The sequence below is a fragment of the Promicromonospora sp. NPDC050249 genome (genome assembly GCF_040656015.1).
Taxonomy (GTDB): domain Bacteria; phylum Actinomycetota; class Actinomycetes; order Actinomycetales; family Cellulomonadaceae; genus Promicromonospora.
Map to the genome: position 1 here is coordinate 1 of NZ_JBFAKY010000066.1, position 10806 is coordinate 10806.

A 10806-nucleotide genomic window follows, 5' to 3' on the forward strand; every position below is an offset into this window, starting at 1 on the left:
CTCTTCGTCACGGCCTTAGTGCGACGACGATGTCAGAGGCTGCCCATACGGTGCAGCCCATGAGCATGATTCGCGCGGGACAGCCTGCGCGTACCCGGACACACGCTCTACTTCGGCGTATCCGGGTGGGGAGGGGTCAGCCCAGTTCCGGGAACCACAGGGCGATCTCGCGCGCCGCGGACTCCGCCGAGTCCGAGCCGTGCACGAGGTTCTGCTGCACCTTGGTGCCCCAGTCGCGGCCCAGGTCACCGCGGATGGTGCCGGGGGCGGCGTCGGTCGGGTTCGTGGCACCCGCCAGCGAGCGGAAGCCCGGGATGACGCCCTGGCCCTCGGCCACGACGGCCAGGACCGGTCCGGACATCATGAACTCGACCAGCGGGGCGTAGAACGGCTTGCCCTCGTGCTCGGCGTAGTGCGCGGCGAGCAGCTCGGTGGTGGCGTCCTTCAGCTGCACGGCCCGCAGGGTGTAGCCCTTGGCCTCGATGCGGCGCAGGATCTCGCCGGAAAGGCCGCGGCGGACGCCGTCCGGCTTGACGAGGACGAGGGTGCGCTCGGCCACGGGCTGCGTCGAGGCCTCCGTGGGCAGGGTCTTCTCTGCGACGTCGGTCATGGAACAACCCTATCCGGGCGGGAAGGCGACCGATGACGCCGGACTGCCCCTTCGTTGGTCGAGCTTGTCGAGACCGGTCTCGACAAGCTCGACCAACGGGGCGAGGAGCGGGTCAGCCCGCGTTCGGGGCTGTCTCCGGGTGGGCCGCGTCGTACTCCGCACGCTCCCGGTCCACCCGGCTCCCGAGACGCAGGGCGTAGATCCACAGCGCCACGAAGACCCCGCCGACCAGGAACATCATCGGCACCAGCAGGCCCATCGCGAGCACCGGGACCTGCGCGACGGTGCCCGCCGCCCGGCCGGCCGCCGAGCCCTGGGCACGGGACAGGATCAGGAGCACCACGGCCAGGATGCCGCCCAGCGCCCAGATCGCCGCGCTCGACTCGATCTGGAGCGGCCCGCGGCCGAACTCCGAGTTGCGCAGACCCCACACCGCCAGCGTCGCGAAGATCACGAGGAAGACCTCGAGCATCAGCGTGGTGGACGTGAACTGCACCAGCGCGGACTTCTTGGGCTTGATGCGGTCACCGGGGGCGGGTTGATCCTTGCTCACCGGACCAGGGTATCCGTCTCCTTGTCCTCGGCGGCATCCCCGGAGGTGCGCCCGGCGGCAACCCCCGCGACGTCCCCGGCGCTGTCCGCAGCGCTGTCCTCCATGACCGCCTCACCGCGAGCGATCATGCCCGCCTCGTTGGACAGCTTGACCTCCTTGAGGAAGAGCGCGAGCACGAGGCCGACGGCGACCAGCGGCACGAGGTACCAGAACGCCGGGGCCAGCGAGCTCGCGAACGCGTCGACCACACCGCTGCGGAGCGGTTCGGGCAGCTGGTCCACGATCTGCGGCGTCAGGCCGGAACCGCCGCCGGCGGGCGCCGCACCCTCCGGGAGACCGGCGAAGACGCCCTCCAGGTTGTCCGACAGGCGCGACGTGAACACGGTGGTGAACGCGGCGGTACCGACGGCCGCGCCGATCTCGCGGAAGAAGTTGTTCGACGACGTCGCGGTACCCAGCTCGTGCGGGTCCACCGAGTTCTGCACGGCGAGCACGATCGTCTGCATGATGAGGCCCATACCGGCGCCGAGCACGAAGATCATCGCCCCGAACAGCCAGAGGGACATCTCGCCGTCGATGGTCGTCAGCCAGATCATGCCGAGGATGGTGATCGCGAGGCCGGCCACCGGGAACATCTTGTAGCGGCCGGTCTTCGAGATCGCGATACCGGAGACGATCGAGGTGAGCATCACGCCGGCCATCATCGGCAGCATCAGCAGGCCCGACTCGGTGACGCCCGCGCCGCTCGACATCTGCAGGAACGTCGGCAGCATCGACATGGCGGAGAACATGCCCATGCCGAGCACCAGGCCGATGAGCGTGGTGATGGTGAACGTCCGGTTCTTGAACAGCCGCAGCGGGATGAGCGGCTCGGACACGCGGTTCTCGATGAGCACGAACAGGCCGACGACGACCGCAGTACCGATCAGCAGGCCGAGCAGCATCGGGTCGGACCAGTCGTAGCCGTCGTTGCCGAGCGACTCCCAGCTCGTCAGCAGCACGATGCCGGTGGTGCCGAGCGCCATCGTGAGGATGCCGCCCCAGTCGGTCGGCCGGTCGGAGCGGTGCGAGGGCAGCTTCAGCGCGAAGTACGCGATGACCCATGCGGCGATGCCGATGGGCACGTTGATCCAGAAGGTCCAGCGCCAGCCGGGACCGTCGGTGAGCCAGCCGCCGAGCAGCGGGCCCGCGACGGCCGAGATGCCGAACAGCGCGCCCATGGGGCCCATGTACTTGCCGCGGTCGGACGCCGGGATGATGTCCGCGATGATCGCCTGGGACAGGATCATCAGGCCACCGCCGCCGAGGCCCTGCACGGCCCGCCAGGCCACCAGCGACTCGAACGTCTGCGCCATGCCGCCGCCGACGGAGGCGACGACGAACAGCGCGACCGCGACGAGGAACGGCCAGCGCCGCCCGTAGAGGTCGCCGAACTTGCCGTAGAGCGGCATCGCGATGGCGATGGCGAGGATGTAGGCGGTGATGACCCAGCCCTGGTGCTCCACGCCGTTGAGCTCGCCCACGATGGTGGGCATCGCGGTTCCGACGATGGTCTGGTCCAGGGAGGACAGGAACATCGAGGCCATCAGGGCCCCGAAGATCAGCCAGATCGTGCGCTGGTTGAGGACTACCAGCGGCTTGTCCGGCGCCGTGGTGACGGCATGGCTCATGGATGGTGCCTTTCTGGGGATCAGATCGAGCTGGGGGGTGGGGCGGAGATCAGGCGTCGACGTCGAGCGCGACGACGTCGATCAGCTGCGCGACGGCGGAAGGCAGGTGGTCGGCGGGGTTGCCGGCGTACCCGGCGTGCTCCCAGGCGACGAGCGCGGTCCGGATCAGGAGCAGGACGAGCATCGTCAGCAGCTCGTTGTCGGTGCTGAACGGCGTGGTGGCGCGGCGCGCCTCGAAGAGCTCGACGAGCCGGCTCTTGTGCCGGTCCATCCAGATCACGTGGCGCTGGAGCAGACGAGGTTCCTGCTGCATGAGGTCCATGGCCCGCCGCACCCGGTCGTGCGCCTCCGCGTGCGGCGTCAGCAGCGAGGCGACCAAGGCCTGCAGGTCGGACAGCAGCCGACCGGTAGGGCCGCCCTCCACGAACGTCCGGACGACGTCCTCGGACAGGCTCGTGTCCTCGGCGCCGAGGACGGCGTCGTCCTTGGACTCGAAGTAGTTGAAGAAGGTACGCGCCGACACGCCTGCCTCGGCGCTGATCATCTCGACGGTCACGGCGTCCAGGCCGTGCTCCGCGACGAGCAGCTGTGCCGCGTCGATCAGGGCCGCGCGCCGGGCGCGCTTCTTCCGCTCGCGCAGGCCCTGCTCGACGGGCGTCCCCTCGAGAGCGGCGGCGAGCTCGCGCAGGTCCGGGCGCTGTTCGGCGTCAGCGGGCGCGGCTTGGGCACGCGAAGGGGTCGTGGGGGCCATGCCTCAATTCTTGCATCCCACGCAAAAATTCATCAACTGCAAAAAGCTGAGACGGGAGTCACACCTCGCCGAAGCCGGCGTGGATCATCTCCACCACCGTGTTCACCGCCTCGGCGGCCCGCTGCCCCGTCGCCTCCACGCGCAGCTCACGGCCCTGCGTGGCGCCCAGCGCCATGAGCTGCAGCACGCTGGAGGCGTCCACGCCGTCGATGGTCACCGTGGCGCCGAGCTCGGCCACCTTGCGCGAGACGAGAGCCGCCGGCCGCGCGTGCAGGCCGAGCGGGTTGCGCACGATGACGGTGCGTGAGGTCTCCGTCTCGCCGCCGACCTCGCCGTCCGACGGCGGACCGCCCGCCTCGGGCGACCGCGCCGCCTCGACCGCGGCGAACATCCGGACCGAAGCGTTCGCCGACTCCAGGACAGTGGTCAGGTCCGCACCGCCGTGGGCGGTCACCGCCGCGGCGACGGCACCCTCGACGAACGGCGCCCGCGCCAGCACCACGTGCTCGGTCAGGGACTCGTCGAGCTCCAGCGCCGCCTCGACCGTGAGCACGGACGAGCCGAGGTCGCCGAGCACCACGACGCCGCCGCCGTCCGTGCTGCCGCCCGTGCCGATGTCGCGGGCAGCGCTGTCCGCGAGCGTCGTCAGGACGTCCCCCAGCACCTTCTGGACCGCGTCGAGGGAGGTACCGAGCCCGCCGCCGGGCCCGCCACCCACACCGCGGATCAGGACGTCGGGCGCCATCTGCTCCGCGAGCTCGGCCGTGCCGCGGGCCAGCTCTGCGGAGTGGGAGACGAGGACCAGTGCCACACGCGCCGTCATGCCGCGCTGCGGGGGTCGGCCGACGTCGGTCCCGAGAGGGCCGCGGCCAGCGCAGCGCCCAGCACGAGCGCGGTGGACCGCGCGCCCGGGTCCTCGTGCCCGGCACTGCGCTCACCGAGGTAGGAGGCCCTGCCCTTGGTCGCGATCATCGGGATCGTGGCGGTCGCCGCCTTGTCCGCGGTCTCCGCCGCGGCCCGCAGGACATCCAGCTCGGAGCCGCCGTCGTTCGCCGCGGCCTCCGCCGCGTCCACCGCCGCATGCCACGCATCGACCATCGTCTTCTCCCCCACCGTCGCCTTGCCGCGCGAGGACACGCCCTCGAGCGCGGCCTCGAGCACCGCCACTATCGCGGGCGGGTCGATCTGCACCCGGCCCGACACCTTGGCCGCCCGCAGGTATGCCGTGCCGTACAGAGGGCCCGCCGCGCCGCCCACCGTGGACATCAGCGTGGTCGCGACGAGCTTCAGGACGTCGCCGACCGTCCGCTCGTCGGCCGGTGCGGGCTCGGCCGCGGCGTCGTCGAGCCGTGCGACGACCGCCTTGAAGCCCCGGTCCAGGTTCTCGCCGTGGTCGCCGTCGCCGATCTGCCGGTCGAGCTCGGTGAGCTCGTCCTTCGCGTCCGCGATCGCGTCCGCCGTGCGGCGAACCCATCGCTCAGCCCAGTCCGCGTCCAACGCCATGTCCGGAACCCTTCTCGTTATCGCCAGCGAGCTACCACCGGAGTGCCGCAGTGGTCACGGGCGCGTCCCAGAGGGCTTCCAGCTCGTCGTCCAGACGGAGGACGGTGACCGATGCCCCCTGCATCTCGAGGGACGTCACGTAGTTGCCCACCAGCGAACGGGATACCGTCACGCCGCGCTCCTCGAGAAGGCGCCGCGCTCGACCATAGACCACGTAGAGCTCGGACAGCGGAGTGCCGCCCATACCGTTGACGAACAGCAACACTCGCTCGCCGCGGGCCAGGCCGAGGTCGTCCGCGACGGGCGTGAGCAGCAGCTCCGTGACCGTGTCGGCGTCGGCGGCGGGGACCCGACGGCGACCCGGCTCGCCGTGGATCCCTATCCCTACCTCTATCTCGTCGTCGCCCAGGTCGAAGCTCGGGCGGCCCACGTGCGGCACCAACGGCGCGGCCAGGGCCACCCCCATGGAGCGCACGTTCGCAATGACGCGCTCGGCGACGGCGGCCACCCCGGCGAGGTCGGCGCCCCGGTCGGCCGCGGCCCCGGCGATCTTCTCGACGGCGACGGTCCCGGCCACCCCGCGCCGGCCGGCGGTGTAGAGGGAGTCCTCGACGGCGACGTCGTCGTTCACGAGCACCGAGGCGACCGTGATGCCTTCTGCTTCCGCGAGCTCCACCGCCGTCTCGAAGTTGAGCACGTCGCCCGTGTAGTTCTTGACGATCGTCAGCACGCCGGCCCCGCCGTCGGCCGCCTGGATCGCGGGCAGGATCTGGTCCGGGGTCGGGGAGGTGAACACGGCACCGGGCACGGCGGCGTCCAGCATGCCGTCGCCGACGAAGCCCGCGTGCAGCGGTTCGTGCCCCGAACCACCGCCGCTGACCAGGCCCACCTTGCCGGTCACCGCGCCGCCCGCACGGACGACAAAGACCGGCGACGTACTGAGCCGGACCAGGTCGGCGTGGGCGAGCGCGAAACCGGCCAGGGAGTTGGCCACGGCATCGGCGGGATCGTTCAGCAGCTTCTTCACGGCGACCTCCTCGCGGGGCTGTCCGGCCTGGCGCTGACGCCGGGCCCGCACACGAGTCCCCTGTAGTTCATGTAACACCAGAACGTCGTCACGAGTACAGCGCCCGCCCCTGTTGGTTGTGGGCGCGACGACTGGTCAGCCGCGGCCGACCAGGATGCGGGTGTCCGCGACCGTGACGACCGACCCGGTGACGAGCACCCCCGTGCCGACACCGCCGCCGTGCTTGTCGTTGGCCTCGACCAGGTCGGCCGCGAGCTGCAGCGCCTCGTCGAGCCGGTTGGCCAGGTGCACACGCTCCTCGCCGAACACCTCGCGAGCGACCACCGCGAGGTCCTCCGGGCTCGCCGACCGCTCCGAGGAGTTCCGGGTCACCACGATCTCCGCGACCGTCGGCTCCAGCACGGACAGGAGCCCCTCGGCGTCCTTGTCCGCCATGACCGCCACGACGGCCACGATGTGCTCGAGGTTGAACGACTCCTCGAGCGCGTCCACCAGGGCCTCCGCGCCGGCAGGGTTGTGCGCGACGTCGACCACCACGGTCGGGCTCGTCCGGACGACCTCGAGCCGACCCGGCGCGTCGACGTCGCCGAACGCCGCCTCGACGATCTCCGCGCCGAGCGCGCGCCCGCCGCTCATCAGCGCCTCGGTGGCCGCGAGCGCCAGCAGCGCGTTGTGGGCCTGGTGGGCGCCGTGCAGCGGCAGGAAGATCTCGGTGTAGACGCCGGCTGGTGTGCGCAGGTCGACGAGCTGCCCGCCGACGGCGACCCGCCGGTCCACCATCTCGAGGTCCACGCCCTCGCGGATGAGGTGGGCGTTGACTGCCTGTGCCCGGGCGAGGATGGGCTCGAAGGCGGCGTCGCGCTGGTCCGCGATCACCGCGACGGCGCCGTCCTTGATGATCCCGGCCTTCTCGGTGGCGATCTCCTCGATCGTCGAGCCGAGCCAGCGCTCGTGGTCCATGGCGATGGGCGTGATGATGGCGACCTCGCCGTCGACCACGTTGGTGGAGTCCCAGGTGCCGCCCATGCCGACCTCGATGATCGCGACGTCGACCGGCGCGTCCGCGAAGGCGGCGAACGCCATGACGGTGAGCACCTCGAAGAAGCTCAGGCGAGGCCCGCCCTGCTCCTCGGACTCGCGGTCCGCGACGCCGATGTAGGGCGCGACGTCCTCGAAGACCTCGACGAAGCGCTCCTGGGTGAGCGGCTCGCCGTCGACGGCGATGCGCTCGGTGACGCTGGTGAGGTGCGGGGAGGTGAACCGGCCGGTGCGTAGGCCGTGCTCCCGGACGAGGCGCTCGACCATGCGCGCGGTGGAGGACTTGCCGTTGGTCCCCGTGATGTGGACGGTCCGGTAGGCGCGGTGCAGGTCGCCGAGCAGCTCCAGGACGCGTTGTACGCGGTCCATGGTGGGGTCGATGTCGTGCTCGGGCTGCCGGGACAGGATCTCCTTGTAGACCCGGCTCAGTGCCTCTTGGATCACGGGATCCGCGTTCTCGGCGCCACGGCTGGTGCCACGGCGGTTCTTGGATCCGTCGCGGGGTGTCTTCTTCAGGGGTTCGGCCACGTACTGAGGATAGGTTTCCTCGGCCCGCTGGAGCGAAACGGTTGGATCACACTGACATCAGGCTGGTCGGAACGTCCGATTGGAACTGGACGAGGCGGTTCCTCAGCGGCGTGCGCTGACACTCCGACGTCGCACCAGCACCATCGACCGCACTTCGCCCATCGCGGTCTCTGCCTGCTCGGCATCCTTCCGGAACTGCAGGCGTTGTTGCGCATAGAGTCCGAATGACAGGGCCAAACCCAGCAGGATCAGCACCAGGATGATGCCGTACATCGGCAAGTACTGAAGGCTGAACATGCTGGCCGACTGGTCAACCTCGGCGGCATTTGCACCGAAGAACGCCAGGACTAACGTGATCGGCAGCGCGACAACGCTGAGAAAACCGACCGCGATCGCCCAGAGCCGCCTGCGTCCGTCGTCAAGTCGACGGTCCATGGACTCGATCGACGTGAGCTCCGCTGTAATCGAACGTTCGAGGCGCTGAAGCATCCGCCCGACGACGTCGGAAGTGTCACGTAGGCCCATCCCGTCGAACAGTGTCTCGTGGAACGACGCTACCCGGAGGGACGGTACGAGCAGACCAAGGTCTCTCGACGCGTCCACCGAGAAACTGAGCTCTAGCTCAAGATTCCCGAGCTGCTTCGACATCCGTTCAAGTGTGCGCCGACGACTGCTTATGGTCGCGACACCCGCTTGAGCGTCTCGGAAAACCCGCACGTCTTCGTAGGCCATCTCTCGGACTTCGCGCAGCCGCACAGCACTTGCCACGCACTCCACGGCGGACACGAACGCAACGTTCTCGATGTAGTCCTGCTGACCTGCGAGAGCCGACACGTACGGGCCGACCGCCACGGTGGTGTACGAACGGCGATTGAGTTCGGCAGGGAACACTATCGATGAGTCACGCTGGCTCGTTGGTAGGTCCGCCCGGTAGATCAGCCGCTGAAGGAGATCGAACCTCTGGTCCTCGTCCAGGCTTTCATGCAGCGACCCCAGGAAGACAAGTTGGTGGCGTTCCGGCGCGAGGCCGTGGACCTCGGGCATGCCCTGCGCACGCGCAACGTCTGCGACCAGCACGTCAAATGCGTCGCCGTCGACTGTCATATCCTCGTAGTAACAGTCCTCGAGTAGCTCAACGGCGTCGATCGGCTTACCCGTGAACTCAACGGTGAAGGCGACAGCACTCTGTCCTGATGGAAGCGTGAAGAGCCAGAGCCGCGCCGCGTCAGCCGTCCCGGACCAGCGACGAAATCTGAGGGATGCAACATCAACCTCGTGCACGCCCGAGACAGCTGGGAGCTGGTCCGCTCCGCGGGCATAGAAGTTGGCTAGTCGCCCCAACCGGAGATGTTCGCCAAGCGGCGCCAGCCCATCCAGATGTTCGACCTGTTTCCACGACGTGCCGTACACGTTGGTCACGCGGACGCGCGGCCGATCCGCCGGCGGGTCGAATGGAAACCTCGGCATCGCGCGGGAGCTTGCACCCTCAGAAGGCATACCACTCCGTAGTGTGGTCTTGGTTCAGTCCCCGAGCGTAGCAACAGACCAGCGCCGGACTGAAGGTCCTTGACGCGTGGGTGGGTTGCAGAGGTACCGGCTCGCGCATTGGTTCGGGTGCTGGTTGAGTGCAGACTCGATCAGCGCATCTCCGCGCACATCACGGGACGTGTTGCGGCCTTTCACCCGGTGAAGAACGATGTCACGGCACCGTCGGCCGGCGGTGCTCGGTCCATCAGGGGGAATCGGCAGCATGACGCGAAGCAGCACGGTCCAGCGCGCGATCATCATCGGAACGATGGCCTTGGCCACCGCGCTCACCGTGCCGTCGACGGCTGCCACCACCGCCGTCAGCCAAGCCGATACGAACAAGGTCGAGCAACTTTCCCCGGAAAAACAGGCAGCCCTCCGGTCCGCGGTCGACCATGCGGCCGACGCCGCCACGGGGCTTGCTTCGGCTCCAGGCTTCGCAGGGGTCGCCGTCGACTACGGCTCCGCGGAGGTGACCATCTCCTGGAAGGGTGAGGTTCCGCCGTCGATCGGCGAGCTGGAGGCGCAAGCGCCCGACGGCGTGACGGTGGACGTCGAGCAGGCGGCCCTCAGCGAGGCCGACCTGCGGGCGGCGAGCACCCGGCTGATGGACAGCCAGCGGGCGCTGCAGGGTCCCGAGGTCGTGATCGCCGCCCTCCCTGCCGAGGACTACGCCGGCCTCGTCGCCGAGATCGGGCACGGCGCGAGCCCTGCCCGGACGAGCTGGCTCGCGGGCAAGCTCCAGCGCGCCGCGGGGGTGCCGGTCCGGGTGGAGGTGGTCAACACCGAGGTCCATCCCACCCGAACGACGCGGCGTAACGACGACGCACCGTGGCACGCCGGCGGAGCCATGGCGACGCCCGACGGGACCGACTACTGCACGACCGGCTTCCCGATCATCGACTCGGCGGGACGGCACCGGATCATCAGCGCCGCGCACTGCAACGAGGGCGTCGGGTCGGTCGTCCGCGACGGCGCCGGCCAGCCGCTGGGCAAGGTCACGCACCACTCCCCGGCCATCGACGCCCAGGCCATCGCACCGTTCGACCCCCCGAAGGCAACGCACGCGGCGGTGTTCGGCGGTCCGTGGAACGCGACGCCCGCCAACTCGCGCTACCGGTTCCCGATCGTGGGGGTGCAGAGGCCCGCCGTCGGGCAGGTCATCTGCGCTTCCGGGGCGGTGACCGGTGAGCACTGCGGCGCCCGGGTCCGCGCCACCAACGTCGCGTGGAGCTGCGGTGAGCGCACCTGCCACGGGTTCCGGGCGAGCCGGGACGACGGCGGTGTGGTGGTCGGCGGCGGCGACAGCGGCGGCCCGATCTACGCGGTCATCAACGGGCAGGCCTATGCCCGCGGCATGATCGACGGCGGCTCGAACCAGCGCAGCTGCGGTAAGACGTCGGTGTCCACCCGGTGCTTCTCGTACGTGTACGGCATCCCGATGGTGGACATCCTGAACGCCTGGGACGCGCGTCTCGACAGCTGACTGCGTTTCCGCGAAGTAGAGCGCCTGTCCGAGTCTGACTCGGACAGGCGCCGTCGTCTGACGACGCGCCGCACTGGACGTCGTCTGACGCCGCAACACGCCGTAGAACATGT

The 10806-nt window shown here is 69.7% G+C and carries 10 protein-coding genes; 1 reads left to right on the plus strand and 9 read right to left on the minus strand.

The window, feature by feature from the left end; genetic code table 11:
• Positions 1-136: 136 nt before the first annotated feature.
• The 9 genes from ndk to AB0I32_RS26770 form a co-directional block, all read right to left on the minus strand.
• A complete protein-coding gene (gene ndk, locus AB0I32_RS26730) occupies positions 137-610 on the minus strand; it encodes a nucleoside-diphosphate kinase (protein WP_357511666.1) in 474 nt (157 codons plus the stop codon).
• Between the two features lie 112 nt (positions 611-722).
• Positions 723-1163, minus strand: a complete 441-nt coding sequence (locus AB0I32_RS26735) for a DUF4233 domain-containing protein (protein WP_357511668.1) — start codon at positions 1161-1163, stop codon at positions 723-725.
• Positions 1160-2833: an MDR family MFS transporter gene (locus AB0I32_RS26740; RefSeq protein ID WP_357511669.1), complete on the minus strand. Its 1674-nt coding sequence runs from the start codon at positions 2831-2833 to the stop codon at positions 1160-1162. The genes AB0I32_RS26735 and AB0I32_RS26740 overlap by 4 nt, the downstream gene beginning before the upstream one ends.
• A 49-nt stretch (positions 2834-2882) precedes the next feature.
• Complete coding sequence (locus AB0I32_RS26745) at positions 2883-3584, minus strand: helix-turn-helix domain-containing protein (protein ID WP_357511671.1); 702 nt, start codon at positions 3582-3584, stop codon at positions 2883-2885.
• 58 nt (positions 3585-3642) lie between these two features.
• Positions 3643-4407 carry an HPr family phosphocarrier protein gene (locus AB0I32_RS26750; RefSeq protein ID WP_357511673.1) on the minus strand — a complete coding sequence of 255 codons (765 nt, stop codon included), beginning with the start codon at positions 4405-4407 and terminating at the stop codon, positions 3643-3645.
• The gene (dhaL, locus tag AB0I32_RS26755) at positions 4404-5087 is read right to left on the minus strand and encodes a dihydroxyacetone kinase subunit DhaL (protein ID WP_357511675.1); all 684 of its coding nucleotides are present in this window, start codon (positions 5085-5087) and stop codon (positions 4404-4406) included. The genes AB0I32_RS26750 and dhaL overlap by 4 nt, the downstream gene beginning before the upstream one ends.
• 31 nt (positions 5088-5118) lie before the next feature.
• Positions 5119-6114: a dihydroxyacetone kinase subunit DhaK gene (gene dhaK, locus AB0I32_RS26760; RefSeq protein ID WP_357511678.1), complete on the minus strand. Its 996-nt coding sequence runs from the start codon at positions 6112-6114 to the stop codon at positions 5119-5121.
• A 135-nt stretch (positions 6115-6249) separates the two neighbouring features.
• A complete protein-coding gene (locus tag AB0I32_RS26765) occupies positions 6250-7596 on the minus strand; it encodes a folylpolyglutamate synthase/dihydrofolate synthase family protein (RefSeq protein ID WP_357511684.1) in 1347 nt (448 codons plus the stop codon).
• A gap of 186 nt (positions 7597-7782) precedes the next feature.
• On the minus strand, positions 7783-9099 hold the full coding sequence (locus tag AB0I32_RS26770; RefSeq protein ID WP_357511680.1) for a hypothetical protein: 1317 nt from the start codon (positions 9097-9099) through the stop codon (positions 7783-7785).
• 331 nt (positions 9100-9430) lie between these two features.
• Between AB0I32_RS26770 and AB0I32_RS26775 the strand changes: the two genes are divergently transcribed.
• On the plus strand, positions 9431-10693 hold the full coding sequence (locus tag AB0I32_RS26775; protein WP_357511682.1) for a hypothetical protein: 1263 nt from the start codon (positions 9431-9433) through the stop codon (positions 10691-10693).
• Positions 10694-10806: the final 113 nt, after the last annotated feature.